This window comes from Marinomonas posidonica (assembly GCF_043643765.1).
GTDB classification, from domain to species: domain Bacteria; phylum Pseudomonadota; class Gammaproteobacteria; order Pseudomonadales; family Marinomonadaceae; genus Marinomonas; species Marinomonas posidonica_A.
Map to the genome: position 1 here is coordinate 143,280 of NZ_JBHZSP010000010.1, position 21,261 is coordinate 164,540.

The 21,261-nt window shown below is 44.9% G+C and carries 20 protein-coding genes and 1 tRNA gene; 5 read left to right on the top strand and 16 right to left on the bottom strand.

Translation table 11 applies throughout. The annotated features are described in order from the left end of the window. Window positions 1-70: 70 nt before the first annotated feature. The 12 genes from truB to rlmE all read right to left on the bottom strand — a co-directional run bounded on the left by truB (window position 71) and on the right by rlmE (window position 12,401). Window positions 71-1,000 carry a tRNA pseudouridine(55) synthase TruB gene (gene truB / locus ACHUFM_RS12780; RefSeq protein WP_394182605.1) on the bottom strand — a complete coding sequence of 310 codons (930 nt, stop codon included), beginning with the start codon at window positions 998-1,000 and terminating at the stop codon, window positions 71-73. 9 nt (window positions 1,001-1,009) lie between these two features. Then, window positions 1,010-1,399: a 30S ribosome-binding factor RbfA gene (rbfA, locus tag ACHUFM_RS12785; protein WP_013797344.1), complete on the bottom strand. Its 390-nt coding sequence runs from the start codon at window positions 1,397-1,399 to the stop codon at window positions 1,010-1,012. A gap of 12 nt (window positions 1,400-1,411) precedes the next feature. Beyond that, window positions 1,412-3,985: a translation initiation factor IF-2 gene (gene infB, locus ACHUFM_RS12790; RefSeq protein WP_394182606.1), complete on the bottom strand. Its 2,574-nt coding sequence runs from the start codon at window positions 3,983-3,985 to the stop codon at window positions 1,412-1,414. Window positions 3,986-4,011: 26 nt separating this feature from the next. After that, complete coding sequence (gene nusA, locus ACHUFM_RS12795; RefSeq protein ID WP_394182607.1) at window positions 4,012-5,502, bottom strand: transcription termination factor NusA; 1,491 nt, start codon at window positions 5,500-5,502, stop codon at window positions 4,012-4,014. A 28-nt stretch (window positions 5,503-5,530) separates the two neighbouring features. Further along, on the bottom strand, window positions 5,531-5,992 hold the full coding sequence (gene rimP, locus ACHUFM_RS12800; protein WP_394182608.1) for a ribosome maturation factor RimP: 462 nt from the start codon (window positions 5,990-5,992) through the stop codon (window positions 5,531-5,533). A gap of 239 nt (window positions 5,993-6,231) precedes the next feature. Further along, window positions 6,232-6,317, bottom strand: a tRNA-Leu gene (locus tag ACHUFM_RS12805). Between the two features lie 22 nt (window positions 6,318-6,339). Further along, complete coding sequence (secG, locus tag ACHUFM_RS12810; protein WP_394182609.1) at window positions 6,340-6,696, bottom strand: preprotein translocase subunit SecG; 357 nt, start codon at window positions 6,694-6,696, stop codon at window positions 6,340-6,342. A 3-nt stretch (window positions 6,697-6,699) separates the two neighbouring features. Further along, window positions 6,700-7,452 (bottom strand): triose-phosphate isomerase, encoded by a 753-nt coding sequence (gene tpiA, locus ACHUFM_RS12815; RefSeq protein WP_394182610.1) that lies wholly within the window; start codon window positions 7,450-7,452, stop codon window positions 6,700-6,702. 94 nt (window positions 7,453-7,546) lie between these two features. Next, complete coding sequence (gene glmM / locus ACHUFM_RS12820; RefSeq protein ID WP_394182611.1) at window positions 7,547-8,893, bottom strand: phosphoglucosamine mutase; 1,347 nt, start codon at window positions 8,891-8,893, stop codon at window positions 7,547-7,549. Continuing rightward, window positions 8,893-9,726, bottom strand: coding sequence for a dihydropteroate synthase (gene folP, locus ACHUFM_RS12825; RefSeq protein WP_394182612.1), 834 nt, complete (start codon window positions 9,724-9,726; stop codon window positions 8,893-8,895). The genes glmM and folP overlap by 1 nt, the downstream gene beginning before the upstream one ends. A 28-nt stretch (window positions 9,727-9,754) precedes the next feature. Next, entirely contained in the window at window positions 9,755-11,710 is a 1,956-nt protein-coding gene (gene ftsH, locus ACHUFM_RS12830) for an ATP-dependent zinc metalloprotease FtsH (RefSeq protein ID WP_394182643.1), read from the bottom strand. 70 nt (window positions 11,711-11,780) lie between these two features. Beyond that, window positions 11,781-12,401, bottom strand: a complete 621-nt coding sequence (gene rlmE, locus ACHUFM_RS12835; protein WP_394182613.1) for a 23S rRNA (uridine(2552)-2'-O)-methyltransferase RlmE — start codon at window positions 12,399-12,401, stop codon at window positions 11,781-11,783. Between the two features lie 99 nt (window positions 12,402-12,500). On the opposite strand from rlmE, the gene ACHUFM_RS12840 reads away from it, so the two are divergent. Both ACHUFM_RS12840 and ACHUFM_RS12845 read left to right on the top strand, forming a co-directional pair. After that, window positions 12,501-12,803, top strand: a complete 303-nt coding sequence (locus ACHUFM_RS12840; RefSeq protein WP_394182614.1) for a YhbY family RNA-binding protein — start codon at window positions 12,501-12,503, stop codon at window positions 12,801-12,803. 188 nt (window positions 12,804-12,991) lie between these two features. Further along, on the top strand, window positions 12,992-13,831 hold the full coding sequence (locus ACHUFM_RS12845) for a hypothetical protein (protein ID WP_394182615.1): 840 nt from the start codon (window positions 12,992-12,994) through the stop codon (window positions 13,829-13,831). 90 nt (window positions 13,832-13,921) lie between these two features. On the opposite strand, the gene erpA is transcribed toward ACHUFM_RS12845, so the two are convergent. The 4 genes from erpA to ACHUFM_RS12865 form a co-directional block, all read right to left on the bottom strand. After that, a complete protein-coding gene (gene erpA / locus ACHUFM_RS12850; RefSeq protein WP_394182616.1) occupies window positions 13,922-14,269 on the bottom strand; it encodes an iron-sulfur cluster insertion protein ErpA in 348 nt (115 codons plus the stop codon). Between the two features lie 71 nt (window positions 14,270-14,340). Further along, window positions 14,341-15,930, bottom strand: a complete 1,590-nt coding sequence (gene prfC / locus ACHUFM_RS12855) for a peptide chain release factor 3 (RefSeq protein ID WP_394182617.1) — start codon at window positions 15,928-15,930, stop codon at window positions 14,341-14,343. Between the two features lie 527 nt (window positions 15,931-16,457). Further along, window positions 16,458-17,273 carry an SDR family NAD(P)-dependent oxidoreductase gene (locus tag ACHUFM_RS12860; protein WP_394182618.1) on the bottom strand — a complete coding sequence of 272 codons (816 nt, stop codon included), beginning with the start codon at window positions 17,271-17,273 and terminating at the stop codon, window positions 16,458-16,460. Between the two features lie 28 nt (window positions 17,274-17,301). Further along, window positions 17,302-18,078 carry a CmcJ/NvfI family oxidoreductase gene (locus ACHUFM_RS12865; protein WP_394182619.1) on the bottom strand — a complete coding sequence of 259 codons (777 nt, stop codon included), beginning with the start codon at window positions 18,076-18,078 and terminating at the stop codon, window positions 17,302-17,304. Between the two features lie 133 nt (window positions 18,079-18,211). Here ACHUFM_RS12865 and ACHUFM_RS12870 point away from each other — a divergent pair, with 133 nt between their 5' ends. From ACHUFM_RS12870 to ACHUFM_RS12880, 3 genes are all read left to right on the top strand, one after another. After that, window positions 18,212-19,120, top strand: a complete 909-nt coding sequence (locus ACHUFM_RS12870; RefSeq protein WP_394182620.1) for a LysR family transcriptional regulator — start codon at window positions 18,212-18,214, stop codon at window positions 19,118-19,120. Window positions 19,121-19,272: 152 nt separating this feature from the next. Further along, window positions 19,273-20,214, top strand: a complete 942-nt coding sequence (locus tag ACHUFM_RS12875) for a 2OG-Fe(II) oxygenase family protein (protein ID WP_394182621.1) — start codon at window positions 19,273-19,275, stop codon at window positions 20,212-20,214. A gap of 273 nt (window positions 20,215-20,487) precedes the next feature. Next, window positions 20,488-21,252 carry an ABC transporter ATP-binding protein gene (locus tag ACHUFM_RS12880; protein WP_394182622.1) on the top strand — a complete coding sequence of 255 codons (765 nt, stop codon included), beginning with the start codon at window positions 20,488-20,490 and terminating at the stop codon, window positions 21,250-21,252. Window positions 21,253-21,261: the final 9 nt, after the last annotated feature.

Genomic DNA, 21,261 nt, shown 5'->3' on the forward strand with positions numbered 1-21,261 from the left:
AATAATATGCGATTAAAAATAAAGGGTAGCCGAGCATATTTTCAGTTACCCTACGAGAGTTAGTTTAACACTAATTGTTTGCTAACTCACTGGTATTTATGAGTCGTTGAGGCTTAATAAAATGATCTTTTATTACCCCTAGCCCCAAAAAACGATTTTCACCTTGGTCGTATAAGCGAACCAAGCTGTCTAACGCTAATTCTGTATGATTTTCGACACGACGGCCAAACACCATTTCTCTCGCTTGCAATGGCGACAATTCTACCTGATCTAAATGCGCAACGGCAGTATCCATTGACATTAATTTTGCATCAAGTTGATCTTCACCTTGCTGCGCCAACACCTCAAACTCTTCCAAGCTCAACATATCATCTGGCGAGTAACCTGCGGTCGACACACGATGCAATGAATGCAAATGCGCACCACACCCTAACGCCTCACCAATGTCTTCACCAATGGTACGAATATAAGTGCCTTTCGAGCACTGCACATCTAAAGTGAGCGTATCCTCGGTGCGAGAAATCAAGGTCAGATTTGAAATTCTCACCTGACGTCGCTTACGCTCAATCACAATCCCTTTTCGCGCATACTCATAAAGCGGCTTGCCTTCATGCTTCAAGGCAGAATACATTGGCGGCACCTGTTCAATATCACCACGAAATTGATCTAATATGGTTTCTAGCTCAACATCAGAAAGCGAAGGAACAGGTTCAACCGTGAGTACATCACCTTCTTTATCACCAGTTGTGGTTCGTTTCCCCAACTGAATACAAGTGATGTAACGCTTATCAGCATCTAACAAGAATTGAGAAAATTTGGTAGCTTCGCCAAGACAAAGAGGTAACATCCCCGTTGCCAATGGATCAAGAGCCCCAGTGTGACCCGCTTTCGCCGCTCGATATAAGCGACGAACACGTTGTAGAGCTTGGTTAGAGCTCAAGCCGATCGGCTTGTTCAGTAGTACGATACCGTCTACTGAACGCCATTTCGTTTTAGACATATAACCTAATTACTCGTCTTCGTTACCGCTTTTACTTTGATCATCGCGAATCGCTTCGTCAATCAAAGCCGACATGCGAGTACCATTCAACACGCTTTGGTCATAGTGAAAGCGTAAATGCGGCATGACTCGCAGCTTCACTTCTTGCGACAAACGACGACGCAAAAAACCTTTTGCGCTATCAAGTGCCGCTTGATTTTCAGCAATCACTTCCGGCTGATCATCTTTGCCCAAAACAGTGTAATAAACATCCGCGTAACCAAGATCTTTGGCGACACGAACTTCATTAATGGTCACCAAGCCTAAACGAGGATCTTTTACTTCAAACTGGATCAAGGACGCCAGCTCCTTCTGGAGCTGGTCACCAATCCGACTAGTACGACTAAATTCGCCTGCCATGATTTTGTCCTATTAAAGCGTACGCGCAACTTCGATGGTTTCAAAAACCTCGATCTTATCGCCTACTTTGACATCTGTGTAGTTCTTCACACCGATACCACATTCCATGCCACGGCTAACTTCATTAACCGCATCTTTGAAGCGACGAAGCGACTCAAGTTCACCTTCATAGATCACCACATCATCACGCAATACGCGAATCTGCTTGTTACGGTAAACCGTACCTTCGATGACCATACAACCGGCGATCAAACCAAACTTCGGCGAACGGAAGACGTCACGTACTTCAGCCGTACCTTGAATATCTTCACGTAGATCCGGTGTCAACATGCCAGACAGCGCTTGTTTCACATCATCAATGATGTTGTAGATAACACTGTAGTAACGTAGATCGATGCTTTCACGTTCAATGAATTGCTTCGCTGACGTATCGGCACGTACGTTGAAACCAAAAATAACCGCTTCCGACGCTAGCGCCAAAGTCGCATCTGTTTCCGTAATTCCACCAACACCGCTAGAAACGATATTGACTTTTACTTCGTCTGTATTCAAATCGGTTAGAGACTTAATCAAAGCTTCTAAAGAACCTCGAACATCGGCTTTTAGCACAACATTCAAAGTACGAACTTCGTCTTTGCCCATTTCAGAGAACAAGTTCTCTAATTTTGCAGAGTGCTGGCGAGCAAAACGTACCTCACGGTACTTACCTTGACGGAAGTTAGCCACTTCACGAGCTTTACGCTCATCCGCAACCACGATGAATTCTTCACCCGCATCAGGTGTACCATCAAGACCTAGAATTTCAACAGGAATGGAAGGACCTGCCGTATCAATCGCTTTACCATTTTCATCTAGCAGGGCACGCACACGGCCCATTTGCAGACCAGCAAGGACGATATCACCTTTCTTCAAAGTGCCGTTTTGTACCAACAAGGTAGCCACTGAGCCTCGACCACGATCGAGTCGAGCCTCAACAACAACCCCTTTACCTGGAGCACTTGGTACAGCAGTAAGTTCAAGAACCTCTGACTGCAGAAGAATAGCTTCTAGTAGCTCTTCGATACCTTCACCAGATTTGGCCGAAACGCCAACAAATTGGACGTCACCGCCCCACTCTTCAGGTACCACTTCTTGAGCAACAAGCTCATTTTTCACGCGTTCAATGTCAGCGCCTTCTTTGTCGACCTTAGTAATGGCCACAACCATAGGCACTTCGGCTGCACGAGCATGCTGAATGGCTTCAATTGTTTGTGGCATAACACCATCGTCTGCTGCACAAACCAAGATAACAATATCGGTTGCTTTAGCACCACGAGCACGCATAGACGTAAAGGCTGCGTGTCCAGGTGTATCTAGGAAGCTGACCATGCCATGTGGTGTTTCTACGTGGTAAGCGCCAATATGCTGGGTAATACCGCCAGATTCCGCTGCGGCAACACGAGTCGTACGAATGTAATCGAGTAAAGAGGTCTTACCATGGTCAACGTGACCCATCACCGTGACTACTGGGGCACGTTTAATGGCTTCACCTTCATAATCGATCGCATCGATCATGTCATTTTCCACTGCATTCTCGTCAATGTATTTGACGGTGTGACCCATTTCTTCAACCACTAAAGTCGCCGTATCACGATCAATCGTCTGATTTATGGTGGCCATGGCCCCCATCTTAAACATGATCTTGATAACTTCAGCACCTTTAACCGCCATTTTTTCGGCTAAGTCAGCAACAGTAATGCTTTCAGGCAGAGCAACTTCATGAACCATTTTAGCCGTTGGCTTTTGGAAACCATGCTCTTGCTTAGTCGCTTTCTTGTGTTTACGACCTAACTTGCCACTGCGGCGACCAAACTCATCACCATCATTAACATTGACACGACTGCGCTTGTTGTCTGGGTTGTTACGACCACGAGGCTTATCTTTTTCTTTATCACTGTCATGACGAGGGCCTTTCTTGCCTTTAGGGGCAACGCTTGGCTTTTTACTGTCCATTGCAGGCTGAGTAGCCTTCTTTGGCGCTTTTTTCTGTTTAGGTGTTTCCACGGGTTCTGCCGCTCCTACGTCGGAGGCATTTTGCTCCGTATCATTTAGCACGCCATTGTCCTTAGTGGCAACGGTTTTTTCCGCTTCTTGACGCGCTTTCTCTTCAGCTTCAGCCTTCGCTTTAGCTGCCGTCTCTTCTGCAAGCTTACGCTCTGCTTCAAGGCGAGCCTGTTCTTCTGCTTGCTGACGTGCTTGCTCTTCAGCAAGACGCTTAGCTAATTCTTCCTGTTTTTGCGCCTCTTCGTCAACATCATCACGCTTCACGTAAGTACGTTTTTTCTTCACAGCCACATTGACTGATTTACCACCGTCACCTGAAATGGTACTGGTTTTCTTACGCTGCAATGTAATGCGTTGATTGTCAGCCGTCTCACCTTCACCATGCTGACGTTTTAAATAATTCAATAACACTTGCTTTTCAACTTCAGAGACTTCTTGGTCCGCTTTTGTTTGCGGTAGACCAGCCTCTTTCATCTGAGCTAGTAGCTTATCGACTGGTTTATTAACCAGTTCGGATAGTATCTTTACGGTTTGAACTGTCATTAAGTTCCCCCTTTTGTACTCAGATTTTATTCAGATTCAGTGAACCAAGGTGCACGAGCGGTCAAAATTAAGCTGGCTGCGCGCTCTTCCGTCATACCTTCAACGTCAAGCAACTCATCAACAGACTGTTCGGCCAGGTCTTCCATTGTGATTACCCCCATGGAAGCAAGCACCAAGGCAAGGTGATTATCCATGCCTTCCATTGTCAGTAAGTCTTCAGCCGGTTTCGCCCCATCCAACTGCTCTTCTGCTTGAAGTGCTTGGTTTAATAAGGCTTCTTTTGCTCGTGAACGAAGTTCATTTACTAAATCTTCATCAAATCCGTCGATGTCTAACATTTCTTCCATTGGGACATAAGCTACTTCTTCCAAAGAAGCAAATCCCTCGTCAACCATTTGAATGGCCAAATCGTCGTCGATATTAAGACCAGAAACAAACAAGTCGATGAGTTTCTGCGACTCTTCTTGTTGTTTCGCTTCTGCATCTTCACTGGTCATTACATTCAACAACCAGCCAGTCAAAGATGAGGCTAAGCGAACATTTTGACCATTACGGCCAATCGCTTGAGCTAGGTTGTCAGCTTTCACCGCCACATCCATAGAATGAGCATCTTCATCAATAACAATAGAATCTACTTCAGCAGGCGCCATTGCATTGATCACTAATTGCGCTGGATTATCGTCCCAAAGAACAATATCAACGCGCTCGCCATTCATTTCGTTAGAAACGGCTTGCACTCGAGCACCGCGCATACCAACACACGCACCAATAGGATCGATACGACGGTCATTGGTTTTCACAGCGATTTTTGCGCGCAGGCCAGGATCGCGTGAAGCGCCACGAATTTCAATGACTTCTTCTGCAATCTCAGGCACCTCAAGACGGAACAACTCAACCATAAAGGCAGGGTCATTACGTGACAAAATCAACTGTGCACCACGGTTGTCTTCACGAATTTCCAACAACAAGGCACGAATGCGATCGTTCATACGGAAACTTTCACGAGCGATCAATTGATCTTTTGGCAAAGAGGCTTCGGCGTTTTCGCCAAGGTCAATAATCAAGCTATCACGAGTCACTTTCTTCACTTGACCATGAACTAGTTTGCCAACTTTCTCAGCGTACAAAGCGACCATTTTTGCGCGTTCTGCTTCACGTACTTTTTGCACGATAACTTGTTTTGCTGTTTGTGCAGCAATACGACCAAACTCTTCCGATTCCACTTCTTCTTCGTAAACTTCCCCTATGCCTAAACCTAGGTTTTGCTCTTCAGAATCATCGATCGTTAATTCAAATGCTGGATTAGAATAATCTTCATCGGCAACAATGTTCCACTGACGATACGTCATGTAATCACCAGAACGCTGATCAATAGACACTCGAATTAATGCGTCTTCTTCAAAACGACGCTTGGCAGCACTGGCTAAAGCAATCTCAACAGCTTCGAAAATAACTTGTTTCGGAACATCTTTTTCGTTGGAAACGGCTTCTACTACCAAAAGAATTTCTTTGCTCATCCTTTTAGCCTCTCTTCAAGGTTAATTTTTAAAATTGTGGAACAACATTGCCTTTATCGATCAGATCAATTGGCAATAAGTATTCTTCTTGGTCAACACGAACGACTATGTCATCGTTCTCGACGCCCACTAACTGTCCTTTAAATTTGCGACGCCCATCAAATGGCACTCGCAAACGTAAAGACACAATTGAGCCAACATATGCTTGATATTGAGCCAAAGAAAATAATGGTCGATCTAAACCAGGTGAAGAAACCTCAAGGTGATATTCACCTGTGATCGGATCTTCAACATCTAAAATAGAACTTACCTGACGGCTCACACGAGCACAGTCTTCGACATCAATCCCTTTCTCAGCATCTGTTTCAATAAAGATACGCAGCACAGAGTCTTTACCTTGCGATAAATACTCCATTCCCCAAAACTCGAACCCCAAGCCTTCAACTACTGGGCGGACAAGTTCCTCTAAAATCGTAAATTTAGCTGACAATCGCTTTCTCCGAATATCGCGTTTGCAAAACGCAGAAACAAAAAACGGGCTCAAGGCCCATTTATGCAGTTCAGATAACAAAAAACCCCATAAAGGGGCTCTCAGTACCTGCAACAATCAAATTGTCGCAAGTCTCCTTCTCGCAAAAGAAGGCCGTCAATCCGGACTATTAGCAGAGTCCCAAAAAACTCTGTGTTAATAGCTGACATCATACAGAAAATATGACGTCAGTTCAAGATTGGTGCCGATGGCCGGACTCGAACCGGCACAGCCGTAGGCCACCACCCCCTCAAGATGGCGTGTCTACCAATTCCACCACATCGGCAAAACCTTATATCAAAGCGCCCTTATTCCGTTACAGGAAGGTCAGATGACGCTTTTTTCTCCTCTCCTAGAGCAGGCAATTCAACTGTGTCTTCAGATACTTGAGAGGCTGAAGGCAGTGAATCTAGAGCACCAGAGACGCTCTTAGCCTGTTCACTAGCGTAAAACGCTAAACCAAAACTGGTAATAAAGAAAACCAAAGCAAAAACACCGGTCAGCTTACCAAAGAAGCTACCACCGCCCTGACTTCCAAATACGGTTTGAGAGGCACCACCACCGAATGAAGCACCAGCATCTGCGCCTTTACCTTGCTGCAATAACACCAATGCAATAATCGCAATTGCGGCGAGAACATGAAAAACTAAAATAAGCGCTTCCATCAATTAACCTGCTGCTTTAACTATGTCTAAGAATTCTTTTGCATCCAAAGATGCGCCACCCACAAGGGCACCATCAACATCAGGCATGGTAAATAGCTCTGCACTGGTTGAGGCTTTAACACTACCACCATAAAGAATCTGAACTTTCTCAGAAACCGGTGTAGATAAGCTCGCCAAATTGGCTCTAATTGCTTGATGCACATCTTGCGCTTGTTGTGCACTGGCCGATAATCCAGTACCAATCGCCCAAACTGGCTCATAAGCAATAACGATATTATCAAATGCCTGAATGCCAACCACATCGATTACCGCAGCAACTTGACGTTCACAAACAAACAAAGTCTGTCCAGCTTCGCGCTCTTCCAGCGTTTCACCGATACATAAAATAGGTTTCAAACCTGCCGACAGGGCAACCTTCACTTTTTCAGCAACCACGTCATCTGTTTCACCATACAAAGAGCGACGCTCTGAATGGCCAACCAAGACATAAGTCACTTTAAAGTCTGTCAACATCGCAGCCGACACTTCCCCCGTATAAGCGCCTTTTTCATACTGACTAAGGTTTTGTGCAGCCAGTACCAACTCATTACGTGGAGCAATCATCTCCGCAACCTGAGAAAGAAAAGGAAATGGGGGAGTAACAACCACTTCAGCGCTAGATTCTGATATCTCTAATAGACCGTTAACCAAGTCCGAAACTGACGCTTTCGAACCATTCATTTTCCAATTACCAGCTACTATTTTTTGTCGAATCATAATCTAGCCCTTAAATTCGAGGCGCTCATTCTATGGAAAGCCTCTGTTGGTTTCAAGTATTTATTTTTATTCCAATCATTAAGTTGACGTTTTATTAAGCAGATTGCTTCGCGGCCACAACGGCATTAACCTCTTCCACCAAATAATCAACCAATTCGTCTACTGTCTCATCGTCACGGCCTTCCACCATAACTCGAATCAACGGTTCGGTCCCAGACGCTCTCAACAACACACGCCCTAGACCATTTAATCTCTCATTCGCCACCGCAATGGCTTTCTGTAACGCCGGTTCTTCATTTGGAACAAAGCGCTCCGCCACTCGAATATTTTTCAATTTCTGTGGGAACTTCACAAGCCCAGTAAGCAGCTCATCCAGTGCCTTACCTTTCTCCACCATTGCTTGTAACACTTGCAATGCCGCAACAATACCATCACCGGTTGTCGTAATAGATCGGCAGACAATATGACCTGAAGGCTCGCCACCCAGCACCCAGCCGTGCTGCATTAGCTTTTCGTTCACGTAACGGTCACCGACCGCTGCTCGACTAAAGCCAATACCCGTTTCAGAGAACGCCAACTCCAAACCAAAGTTACTCATGAGGGTTCCAACCACGCCACCACTGAAACGCCCAGTACTCATAAGATGATTGGCGATAATGTATAAAATATCATCGCCATCACGCACCACACCGTGACGATCCACTAAGATTAAGCGATCACCATCGCCATCTAAAGCGATACCGATATCTGCATTTTCAGCCAATACATTTTTGCGTAACAACTCAGGCTTAGTCGCACCACTGAATTCATTGATATTCAACCCATCAGGGTTAGCACCGATGGAAACCACATCGGCCCCCAACTCGGAAAAAACTCGTGGCGCAACATGATAAGTAGCACCATCAGCACAATCCACAACGATTTTTAAACCACTTAACTGCAAGCCAATTGGAAAGGTACCTTTACAATATTCAATATAACGACCCGCAGCATCATCAATGCGGCGCGCGCGTCCAATTAAGCTGGATTCAACCACTTCCATTGGTTGATCTAAATAATATTCAATGCGCTCTTCGATTTCATCAGAAACCTTGCCACCTTCAGCAGAAAAAAACTTAATTCCGTTGTCATAAAAAGGGTTATGAGAGGCACTAATCACAATCCCTGCACTGGCACGAAAGGTTCGCGTAAGATATGCAATCGCAGGCGTTGGCATAGGGCCAACCAATCTAACATCGGCACCCGCAGCAACAATTCCGGACTCCAACGCTGACTCAAACATATAACCAGAAATTCGCGTATCTTTACCGATTAATATTTTCTTGTCTTTTTCCTTGAATACCTGGCCAGCAGCCCAACCAAGCTTCAACATAAATTCCGGTGTTATCGGTGTTGTACCAACCTTGCCACGAATACCATCTGTACCAAAATACTTACGCATTATTTCTCTCTCTCAATACGTGACATTAGTGTCAACATTTCGACATGAGACCTAACATCGTGAACCCTAAATATCCTTGCGCCACGAGCATAGGCCGAAGCATTTGCCCCCATAGTACCATATAAGCGCTCTTCGACAGGAAGCCCTAAGACATCTCCGATCATAGTTTTACGAGACACCCCTATCAACACTTCAAAACCAAGTCGCTTAAAGTGCTCCGTAGACTGCAACAACAATAAATTGTGTGATAACGCCTTACCAAAACCAATACCTGGGTCCAGCAAAATGTTCGCCGAGTCCATCCCCACTGACTGACAGGCCGACACTCGACTTAACAAATAATCAGACACCTCAGACACAACAGACTGATAATCAGGTTGCTCTTGCATGGTTCGCGGCATACCTTTCATGTGCATCAAACACACTGGCAGTTTCGTCTGAGCCGCTGCCTGCAAAGCCCCATCACGCTCTAATGCTCTAACATCATTAATCAACCCAGCACCCAACTTAGCGGACTGCAACATCACTTCAGGCGTACTGGTGTCTACCGACACAATGACATCAAAACGGGATTTTATGGCATCTACAATAGGAACAACTCGATCAAGCTCTTGCTGGCAGGAAACTGGGGCTGCACCTGGCCGCGTCGATTCACCACCGACATCGATCATACTGGCGCCCTCACGAATCATTCGTTCCGTTTGACGCAAGGCAGAATCAAGAGAGTTGAAGGCACCGCCATCCGAAAATGAATCCGGAGTGACATTCAGAATGCCCATTACATGAGGAAGGGACAAGTCTAACGACTTGCCCCCAAATGACATTAACGACATGAAACATCCATATCAAAATGGTTTGAAATTACTCACCTGCAGGTCGCGAAGCTTCTCCAGATACACCATCCACATCATCGGCTTCCAGCGTCTCTTCGGCAGACTCTTCCGGTGCTGTTTTTTCTTCACCACTGTTTGGCGAATCTGCACTAGGATCTGACCAACCGTCTGGCGCAGATGGTTTTTTTCCATCCATAATTTCTTTGATTTGCTTAGCATCAATGGTTTCATATTGCATTAATGCTTCAGCCATCACATCCAGCTTACTGCGGTTTTCATGCAAAATTTTCGTCGCCTTTTCATAACAGCGATTAATAATATCTTGCACCTCTGCATCGATGACTTTTCCTGTCTCAGGCGAGAAGTAATTGGCCTTACTTCCAGTCGGACCAGAAATGTAACCACCAGAATTATCATCTTCTTCGTAAGCAAAAGGTCCAAGTTTTTCAGACAACCCCCACTTGGTCACCATGTTACGAGCGATACTGGTTGCTCGCTCGATGTCATTTGACGCACCAGTCGAAACACCATCAAAACCATGGATCATTTCTTCGGCAATACGGCCGCCATAAAGACTGCAAACCTGGCTCTCTAAACCACGCTTACTGACACTGTATTTATCGTCTTCAGGCAAGTACATAGTCACACCCAAAGCACGGCCACGAGGAATAATAGACACCTTGTAAACAGGATCATGTTCCGGCATGAGGTAACCAATAATAGTATGGCCCGCTTCATGATAAGCCGTGTTGAGCTTCTCTTCGTTATTCATCACCATGGTCTTACGCTCAGCACCCATTAGGATTTTATCCTTAGCGAGCTCAAGCTGTTCCATATTAACTAAACGACGGTTCGAACGTGCCGCAAACAGAGCAGCTTCATTGACCAAGTTTGCCAAATCGGCACCAGAGAAACCGGGTGTACCACGAGCAATGTTTTTTGGCTCAACATCATCATCACACGGCACTTTACGCAAATGCACTTTTAGAATTTGCTCACGGCCACGAATATCCGGCAAACCAACCGTTACTTGACGGTCAAAACGACCCGGACGCAACAAAGCTGGGTCCAATACATCTGGACGGTTCGTCGCAGCGATAACGATAATACCCTCGTTACCTTCAAACCCGTCCATCTCAACCAACAACTGGTTCAAGGTTTGCTCACGCTCATCATTACCACCACCCATACCTGAGCCACGGTTACGACCTACGGCATCGATTTCGTCAATAAAGATAATGCAAGGTGCGTGTTTTTTGGCTTGTTCGAACATGTCACGAACACGTGACGCCCCCACACCGACAAACATTTCAACGAAATCTGAACCAGAAATAGTGAAGAAAGGCACTTTCGCTTCACCAGCAATGGCTTTCGCCAACAGAGTTTTACCCGTACCCGGTGGTCCACACATCAAGATACCGCGTGGAATCTTACCGCCTAAACGTTGAAATTTGCTTGGCTCACGAAGGAAGTCTACCAATTCTTCAGTGTCTTCCTTAGCTTCATCACAACCAGCAACATCAGCAAAGGTGGTCTTAATTTGATCTTCTGGAAGCAGACGTGCTTTTGACTTACCAAAGGACATTGGACCGCCTTTGCCACCGCCGCCACCTTGCATTTGACGCATAAAGAACATAAAGATGGCAAGAATAAGAAGAATAGGGAAGCTCGCCACCAACAATTGAGTCCAAATGCTCTGTTGTTCCGGCATACGACCTTCAACAACCACATTTTTATTCAGCAAGTCATCCATCAATTTAGGATCGGACGCAGCAGGACGAACGGTATCAAAACTGTCGCCATTTGAACGCGTACCACTAATGGTATAACCGTCAACAATCACTTTCGCGATCCGGCCATCTTGTACTTCTTTAACAAACTCAGAATATGAAATTCGATTCGTTTCTGACGTGGTATTAAAATTGTTAAAAACTGTTAACAGTACAGCCGCAATGACCAACCATAACAGAATATTTTTTAGCATATCGTTCAAGAGCACACCTCTTAACGGTTAGTTTTAAATGTTACTGGCTATCATACCAGAACATTGCCCATTAACCCTTATATTGTCTTCCTAATAAGTAAACTTCACGACTTCGCGCCCGAGAAGCATCCGGTTTTCGCGTTACAACAGAGCCAAATTGCTCTCGCATGGCTTTCAAGTATTCTTCAAAGCCCTCTCCTTGGAACACTTTTACTAAAAAGTTACCACCAGGACGCAACACATGAGCCGCCATATCCAAGGCGAGTTCCACTAGATACATAGCCTGAGGCTGATCAGAAGAACTGTTTCCACTCATATTGGGGGCCATATCCGAAATTACAAGATCCGCTTTTTGATCACCAATCTCTGACAAGATGGCTTCGTACACTTCTTGCTCAGTAAAATCCCCCTGAACAAAGCGCACACCAGGCAGTGGGGCCATTTCCAAAATATCAGACGCGACTATGGTTCCCTTATCGCCAATTAATTTTGCCGCGATTTGCGACCAACCACCAGGCGCCGCACCGAGATCCACCACACTCATCCCTGGGCGAATCAGCTTATCTTTATCGTTGATTTCAATCAGCTTATAACTCGCCCTAGAGCGATAGCCATCTTGTTGGGACTTTTTGACATATGGATCGTCAAAATGTTCCTTCATCCAATTGTTACTACTTTTTGATCTTGCCACGTTTTCATCATACCTAAATCAATCAATATTCCGCTATAATATCGCTTAACCTCTAAAGCCTCCAATAAAGAGGGTCAACTAAGATGAGAAAAATTTACTATGAGTCTGACAAACGCCCAAAAAAAGCAGTACCGTTTAATCGGCCACAGCCTTAATCCTGTGGTAATGATCGCTGGTAACGGTCTAACTGAAGCTGTACTAACTGAAATAGACAGAGCACTTGAAGATCATGAACTAATCAAAATCCGTATCAGCATCACAGATCGTGATATACGCAATGCGTTAATTGCAGAAATCAGCAAAGTGATGAAAAGTGAAACAGTACAAGTGATCGGCAAGGTCGCACTTTTTTACCGCGCAGCCTTAGAGCCAAACCCTAAGCTCTCAAACTTACTGCGCTAAGCCAAAATTCGCCATGCCTACAGGGAAGTAGGCTAAGCGTCTCCCTCCATATTCATCCCCCAGCCAACACCACCATTTGATATAGTTTTTCAGTCATAACACTATTAACTTTTTAAAAATAGCCTCTACCACTAAACTCTTTGTAAAAATGGTCGATAACATTGCACAGCGATCAAAGGAGCCGCATCATGCTATTTATCGAGGCATTGAACAGAGCAAGCACCAAACAGACTGACAGGAAATTTCTTGCCAGAAGCAAGCCACGTCTGTTTGTGAGCAATAAAGACTCTGTTGACCTCAGCAGTGCTGCCCACCAAGTGAAAGAAATTCATGTAGACAGTGACATTAAAGAGTCATTAACAGCCTCTTCCAGTATTTTTGCCAACCTACTAGAGCACGTTTTAGGATATTTGATTCAATCCAACATACAGGTATATTCGCCTGAAGAGCTGGATTTGGATCAAAAAGATTGGAAATTATTCTTGCAGGTCCCGCCAACCGGTATGAGCAGACCTAACTCTCAAGCCGGTTACGGTGCCCCTGAAGTTCGGCAACACCCTCCCGCCAAACAATTAATTTTCCACATTCCTGTGAAGCCAGCTTATGGCCTCGCCACGGAAATGACGCTGCTAATTTCACCACACCAAGGTTCTCCAGAAGTGCCCAGTTTTTTCTATAACTTGCCGAAAGAGACCCGCTTACCAACGCTCAACACACCCTATCCACCCGAGTTTATTGAGCAACAGGTAACCCACCATCACATTTTATTAGATCAAGATGGTGAAGCTGATCAATTATCGCCCCTTTACGCTCAAGTTAATCAAAGTAAGCTAGAAGAAGACGCCATACCTCCTGCCATTCACGGGTTAAGAATATGGAAAGCAAAAAATCGAGTGCTCACTCCAGCCATATTGGGGGATCAGCGAATTGGCTTGGTCTTCATCGGCCACCACAAGCCACTCGACAGCAGCATCGTAAGTGATGAAGAGCGAGCTCGACGAGCCAACAACCTGTATACCAAAGCCTAACAAGAACCCTCACTCTTTGTTTTTTTGAGCCATAAAAAAAAGGCCCTCACTTACGTGAAGACCTCTTTGAACAAGTCACGACCACTCTACTTAAATACTAAAACTCGCACCGCAACCACAAGTTGAAGTGGCATTAGGGTTTTGTACCGTAAAGCGAGAACCTTCTAAGTTCTCTTTATAATCGACTTCTGAACCCACAAGATATTGGAAGCTCAATGGATCAACCACTAAGGTCACACCATCTCTTACCACCTCTGTATCATTCTCTTGATGCTCTTCATCAAAAGTAAAGCCATATTGAAAGCCAGAACAACCACCACCAGTTACGTAAACACGTAACATCAAACGCTCATTTTCTTCCTCTTCAATCAAAGACTTTAGTTTCGCCGCGGCCGCTTCTGTAAATTCAATTGGATCAACCGATTCAACCACACTCATTATGACACCATATAATACTGTTACGAATGACCGAATTATCCGCTTAACCTAGTAATTTAGTCAAGTATTGATCAATGCTCTCGGGTTGCACGGAAGATAACATCCGGGAAACGCTCTTGCGCTAGACTCAAATTGACCATAGTTGGCGCAATATAAGATAAGTTATCGCCACCATCTAATGCCAAATTAACCTGATTCTTACGCTTAAACTCTTCCAACTTTTTACCATCTTCACAGTCAACCCAACGAGCCGTCGCCACATTAACCGACTCATAAATGGCTTCCACATTGTATTCCGCTTTTAAACGCGCCACGACCACATCAAACTGCAACACACCAACCGCACCAACAATCAAATCATTGTTTTGCAACGGGCGAAATACCTGCACAGCCCCCTCTTCGGATAACTGAACCAAACCTTTTAGTAACTGTTTCTGTTTCAGAGGGTCCTTCAAACGAATACGACGAAATAGCTCTGGTGCAAAGTTTGGAATACCAGAAAACTTCAGATTTTCACCTTGTGTAAAAGTGTCACCAATCTGGATGGTTCCGTGGTTATGCAAACCAATGATGTCACCTGCAAAGGCCTCTTCAGCACGCGATCGATCCCCAGCCATAAAGGTCACCGCATCGGAAATACTAATATTCTTACCGATACGAACATGATTCATCTTCATGCCCTGTTTATAAGTACCTGAAACAATCCGCATAAAGGCAATGCGATCGCGGTGTTTCGGATCCATATTCGCCTGAATCTTAAACACAAAGCCTGAGAACTTCTCATCTTTCGCTTCGACTTGACGCTCAGTAGTCTGACGAGGCAATGGCGCAGGTGCCCACTTCGTCAAACCATCCAACATATGATCCACACCAAAGTTACCCAATGCCGTACCAAAATAGACAGGGGTCAATTCACCTTCCATAAACAACTCATGGTCAAATTCATTTGACGCCCCCATGACCAACTCAAGCTCTTCACGAAGCTGCTCAGCCAATTCGTCACCCACTGCGGCATCCAAATCTGGGTTATTCAAACCTTTCACCACTCGTAATTCCTGAATGGTATGGCCTTGACCCGTTGAATACAAAATCGTTTCATCACGATGAATGTGATACACACCTTTGAACTCTTTACCACAACCAATCGGCCAAGTAATCGGCGCACACATGATGTTAAGCTCGCTTTCCACTTCATCCAAGACTTCCATTGGATCGCGAATATCACGGTCCAATTTGTTCATAAAGGTGACAATTGGTGTATCACGTAAACGGGTAACTTCCATCAATTTACGGGTACGATCCTCGACCCCTTTTGCCGCATCAATAACCATCAAACAGGAATCGACAGCGGTTAAAGTACGATAGGTATCTTCCGAGAAGTCTTCGTGTCCTGGTGTATCCAGTAGATTCACTAAACAATCGTTGTATGGAAACTGCATAACAGACGTTGTTATCGAGATACCACGCTCTTTCTCCATGTCCATCCAATCGGATTTCGCATGTTGCTTAGAACCGCGACCTTTTACCGTTCCTGCCGACTGAATCGCACGTCCAAACAACAACACTTTCTCAGTAATGGTGGTTTTACCCGCATCAGGGTGGGATATGATCGCAAAAGTACGACGCTTGTTTACTTCATTAATAAAATCGGCGTTTGCCATGTATCCAAATTCCTATTTTGCCGCCTTCTTATCGTCAGAAGAAGCGCAAAAAAATAAAGTTAAGTCTAAGCTCTGTCTGTTATGCAGCTTGCCATAGGCCAAAAGCCAGAAAACCATTTATCAAAGCGTGAAAAGTTTGAGCGCTATTCTAGCAAAATGGCTCAGCGTTATAAATCAAACACTCAGCACTTCTTTTCGCTTTTATCAGGATAGTGTCATTTTTCACCCTAATCTACTCGTCAGTAATGTCTATCCTCATGTTATAAGTAGAGATAATTCAAATTTTCCCAGTTAAGAATGGTATGAATATCTCTTCTAAGCTTTCGTTTTTACTGAGAGATCAGGTATTTTGGCATGAGTAAACAAGCATGCACTTACCTTTTTCCCTTCCATAAAATCAAAAAACACTTTCACTCTGGCTGAATGCTCTAGACCTTTTTGGGTCATTATCCAAAGTTCTGGATTCTAATGTTTTACATCCCTATCCATTTTTCAAAACGTTATAGGCATCACCAACAAAACATAACTTAAAGCTGAATACCAAACTGGCCTAATAGCTCATCCATAACATTCACTAAGGCGTCACTTTTTCCTTTATTTAACGCATCAGGATGAGGTTGCGCCCAACGCCCAATGTCGTTGTCAAAATAACGTCCCGTGCAATCAGCAAACTCATCACTCAACGCTGCACGAATAAGAATATTTGCACCAATGCCCAGATCTTTGCCATCTGATCCATACGCCTGCTTCACCATTTTGCTCCCCAAAAACGACGCAGGATTAACCGCAATAATGGCTGTCGCATCACTTTCCATGGCGTTAGCAAGCTGAAAACTCCACATAGTGATTGCCAACTTACTTTGTGCATAAGCCTCACTGTCAGACATTGGCACACGACCCAGTAAGGCTTCCAAGTTAACAGACGCTTGCGCTGCCGAAGACAAATTAACCACTCGACTCTTTGCCCCCATTAATGGCAATAAAGCCTTGGTCAAGACATAGGGTGCCAGTGTATTCACAACAAAACGAACATCGAGCCCGTTTTCCGTCATCGCTTTGGGCACTTTATATACGCCCGCGTTGTTAATCAGCACATCAATCGACGAATACTTTGCCTTAACCTGGTTAGCTAATGCGATAGCCTGATCAAGGCCTGATAAATCCGCTAAAAAAATGTCCAATTTAGCCTGAGGGAATTGCTCCAACAAAGCCTCTTTCACTTGCTGCAATTTACCCGCACTTCGACCATGAAGAAGAAGTGAGTGATCTTGTGCAGCGAGCTTTTTCGCTGTTTCAAAACCGATACCATCCGTTGCGCCAGTAATTAAAATGGTCTTTTTCATTGTTTATTCCTATTCATCAAAATCTGAACTAGCTGTATCGCACTAACGTGCGCGTTTCGATACTTTTTCTGGGCGTCGTTGCCTCTTGGCCGACAACATCTAAAGCACTGTGTGCGAGATGAGGTCGATGCCGGTTGTCATATACATTAAAAATGGCCACTTCATCAGGCGTCATGTTCGACAGATAGAACCACTCATGATCCGGGTTTTCAGCAACACCTAGAATCTGCCCTTGTCGATCTGGGTAAATCAATTCAATGGTCATCCAATCTTCCGCGGCCATCGAAGTAGGACGGATAAAACCCAGCGGCGAGCTAGTAATAGACTGAACTAATGGCCGCCATACATTCACAAAGCCAAATTGACCTTGCTGATAGTCTTCTGCCCGCTTCTGTCCCAACAAATCAATCAATCGCTGCTGAGCGCCTTTAGCGCTAAAATCATTATGAACATTTCGAGCAGGCTTACGATCAGCGTCTTGCGCATCAATACGCACGGTATGATCAAACACCAGCACCTCTTTCGCTCCAATATGACGAGTCAATAAATCGGCAATTTCTTGATCATACTGAGCTTGCCAATCATCACCGGTAAAATGGCTCACCACAGACTCAGACAACAAGAAAGCAACCCCCTCATCATCAAAGCGGATTTGATTCATACCATCTCGGCAATCCTTGACCTCAACACGAGTTGCCACTAACTCAGGTGTCACAAGATTGCCAACAATGCCATCAACCTCAAAACAAAACGCTTGCGGCTGAGTACTGGTGACATGATAGTTAACAGAGGCTGTTATGTTCACTTTCCCTCTCTCCCAAATGGATAAATAAGTAAGGATCAGTCACTTACTATTGAATGAGGCCAGCATAATACTTTGGAAAAAAATGATAAATGTTTTATAAATGGAATCAGAATTCTGATTTTGGAGATAATAAATGGACACTAATGGCATTAAGTTATTTGTTTTAGCCGCTGAAACTCTAAACATCAGCGCCGCAGGACAGCAATTAGGACTAACGCCTTCTGTGGCCAGCGCTTGGTTATCGAAACTGGAAACACAAGTGGGCGCGGATTTATTTCACCGCACCACTCGAAAAGTAAGCCTATCCATCGAAGGCAAAGAATTCTTACCCTATGCTAAAGAAATACTCGCTCAGCAAGAATCTGCTCTGGCCGCTCTAGGGCGAGGTAACCCAAACGTAAGTGGCACATTACGGTTTGCTGCGTCGAGCACTTTTGCGCAACGTTACGTCATGCCAATCTTGCCGGAGTTCTTAGAGCGCTACCCTGACATCAATGTTGAGCTCATGCTATCCGACAGTCAGGTTAAACTCATTGAAGGAGGCTTTGATCTTGCCCTACGCAATCTTGCAGCAGAAGACAGCAGCTTAATTGGCCGACGACTGGCCAGCGACACGCGAGTATTATGTGCCTCCCCCAAATATATAGAGACTCACGGCACACCAAAAATCCCCGAAGACCTCACGCAACATCAGTTATTGGTCTTCATGAACGCAAAAACTCGTAAGCTTATCACTCAATCAAATCAGCAAACCTACAATTTCCCCCCAGCCAATACTAAACCAAGAGTCGTGTGTGATGACGGTGCTAGCATGCGCATTGCTGCCAAAGCAGGACTGGGCATTTGCATGAGTTCACTGTGGAATATTCATGAGGATCTTGTCGACGGCTCTTTAGTACGAGTACTACCGGATTACCAGATTGATGATCAAAGCGCTGTATGGCTGGTCTACCCAAAATCCAATGTACTAACAGCCAAAGTAAGAGTGTTTATTGATTATCTATTAGAAAAAATAGGCACTCCCCCAATTTGGGAGCCATGAAAAGTAACCGAATAACCGCACCAATTATATTCGAAATCAAAAAAGTGATTCAGTGTTCACCCAGTTTATCCACAAATTTAATCTAATTACACTTACCTCATCATCAACAGTGACATTCACTGCTAACCAAACAAAGTATGAGGATAAGGCAAATGAACAAGACTGCCACCCAGATCAACCAAATGGCATCCAACCCTTTAGCACATGCCCGTGCGCTCACTCTGCCATCCAGAGAGAGCATGCTGCAACGAGCTCCGTCGGCTAAGCACTTTTGGGACAGTAATAGCCAACTTTTAAGTGCGGCATGGAAAGCATGGGAAGACCAAGAAGAAGCTCCTAGTATTACATTAGGTACCTACTTATTAGACGTTAAATTACGCGCTGCCGTCGAACAAGCGTGGCAAGACCCAACACAAGAAATCGCCGTAAAAGAGCTATGGGAAGAAGTTTCACCTGATGTCTATCTGGCTCAATTCTTTGACCCCCAACGATTAGCGGAACTACGTCACTACCTCAACGCGGTGGCCGAAGCCGGTATTCCGATTCGCCCACCCTATGGCATCGCACTCAATCGTCATGGCACCATGCTTGATCCTCGTTCAAAAGGTTATCTGGCCGCACCAGCCTTTCAACACTTTTACCGCGAACTCATGAATCAATATATGCGTCCAATTGCACGCTTACTGTTCCCTCAAATCGTAGGATATGACAGCCAAACATTTGGCTTTTCTATCCAATATCAAACCGGTATGGATACATCATTACAACCTCATACGGATGCCAGTGCTGCCACCTTGAATATCAACCTGAATCTGCCAGGCGAACACTTCACAGGCTCAGAAGTGGATTTTTATGATCGCCAAAAAGGGACGGCAAACCGACTCACCTTCAAACCAGGGACCGCCATGCTGCACCTTGGTAGTGTGCCGCATGCGGCTCAACCAATCACCAGTGGTACACGCAGCAACATGGTACTTTGGCTGTACGGTGAGCGGATGCAAACGCCTTTAACTGGACCCCAAACTGACCCACTAGAAGCCCACCAACGCTGGACAATTCCAACGGTTGAATTGGATCAATTCGCTCCCTTTTAACGTGTAACCCCTCTTGATTGCCTTCAAGCAAGAAGGCGATCATTTGCATGACCAAAATATCAACCAATCAACTCGCCGCAGAAAGCACTTTATACAAACTAAAGCCTGACATTGTCTTCTCACACAAACGATTAATCGGTTTTTTTACCCCCTTTCAATAAACAGTGTTGCAAACGATTTGCATTATTATTAATAGGAAGAATAAAATGTAAGCTTATGTGAGTTTGTCTAACGCAAACTTAAATCGCACACAACCCTATTTGGTTTTCTAGAATGATAGAGTCTAAAAATCTGCAGTTTCGAGTTGGTGATCGCTCACTTTTATCTGACTTTTCCATGCAATTCGAAGCGGGAAAAATCTATGCTCTGGTCGGACACAATGGCTCAGGCAAGTCGACTTTACTGAAGCTGTTGGCACAACAGCAATCCCCGACTGAAGGGGACATTTTATTGGATAACAAAACCTTATCCGCTTGGCCCAGTAAAAAATTCGCGCAAAAAGTCGCCTACCTTCCCCAGCATACGCCTTCCACAGATACACTAACTGGACGCGATTTAGTCGGTTTTGGACGCTACCCTTGGCACGGCTTACTTGGCCGCTTAACCAAGCAAGACAAAACCATTATTGAAGAAGCCATGCAGTTAACCGACACATTGGATTACGCGGATCGCATGGTCGATACCCTATCTGGTGGTGAACGCCAACGTTTATGGCTCGCCATGCTATTGGCTCAACGCTCAGAATACTTGCTGTTGGATGAACCCCTTTCTGCCTTGGACATCGCCCATCAGGTCGACATGCTGAACCTGATCAAAAAGCTCAGCAAGCAACTCAACCTTGGCGTCATTATTGTGATTCATGACATCAATATGGCCGCGCGCTTTTGTGATGACATTGTTGCATTGCACAGCGGCAAATTAATTGCTGCAGGCACCGTTAAAGATTTGTTTAATCAAGAACACCTAAAGCAAATTTACGACATCGACATGCACGTTGCCGATCACCCTGCTGGCTACCCAGTTGCCATGCCAAACTAACATCCAAGG

Coding starts and splice junctions, on each gene's coding strand:
- truB (WP_394182605.1), bottom strand. CDS start 1,000: ATGTCTAAAACGAAATGGCGTTCAGTAGACGGTATCGTACTACTGAAC.
- rbfA (WP_013797344.1), bottom strand. CDS start 1,399: ATGGCAGGCGAATTTAGTCGTACTAGTCGGATTGGTGACCAGCTCCAG.
- infB (WP_394182606.1), bottom strand. CDS start 3,985: ATGACAGTTCAAACCGTAAAGATACTATCCGAACTGGTTAATAAACCA.
- nusA (WP_394182607.1), bottom strand. CDS start 5,502: ATGAGCAAAGAAATTCTTTTGGTAGTAGAAGCCGTTTCCAACGAAAAA.
- secG (WP_394182609.1), bottom strand. CDS start 6,696: ATGGAAGCGCTTATTTTAGTTTTTCATGTTCTCGCCGCAATTGCGATT.
- tpiA (WP_394182610.1), bottom strand. CDS start 7,452: ATGATTCGACAAAAAATAGTAGCTGGTAATTGGAAAATGAATGGTTCG.
- glmM (WP_394182611.1), bottom strand. CDS start 8,893: ATGCGTAAGTATTTTGGTACAGATGGTATTCGTGGCAAGGTTGGTACA.
- folP (WP_394182612.1), bottom strand. CDS start 9,726: ATGTCGTTAATGTCATTTGGGGGCAAGTCGTTAGACTTGTCCCTTCCT.
- ftsH (WP_394182643.1), bottom strand. CDS start 11,710: ATGCTAAAAAATATTCTGTTATGGTTGGTCATTGCGGCTGTACTGTTA.
- ACHUFM_RS12840 (WP_394182614.1), top strand. CDS start 12,501: ATGAGTCTGACAAACGCCCAAAAAAAGCAGTACCGTTTAATCGGCCAC.
- ACHUFM_RS12845 (WP_394182615.1), top strand. CDS start 12,992: ATGCTATTTATCGAGGCATTGAACAGAGCAAGCACCAAACAGACTGAC.
- erpA (WP_394182616.1), bottom strand. CDS start 14,269: ATGAGTGTGGTTGAATCGGTTGATCCAATTGAATTTACAGAAGCGGCC.
- prfC (WP_394182617.1), bottom strand. CDS start 15,930: ATGGCAAACGCCGATTTTATTAATGAAGTAAACAAGCGTCGTACTTTT.
- ACHUFM_RS12860 (WP_394182618.1), bottom strand. CDS start 17,273: ATGAAAAAGACCATTTTAATTACTGGCGCAACGGATGGTATCGGTTTT.
- ACHUFM_RS12870 (WP_394182620.1), top strand. CDS start 18,212: ATGGACACTAATGGCATTAAGTTATTTGTTTTAGCCGCTGAAACTCTA.
- ACHUFM_RS12875 (WP_394182621.1), top strand. CDS start 19,273: ATGAACAAGACTGCCACCCAGATCAACCAAATGGCATCCAACCCTTTA.
- ACHUFM_RS12880 (WP_394182622.1), top strand. CDS start 20,488: ATGATAGAGTCTAAAAATCTGCAGTTTCGAGTTGGTGATCGCTCACTT.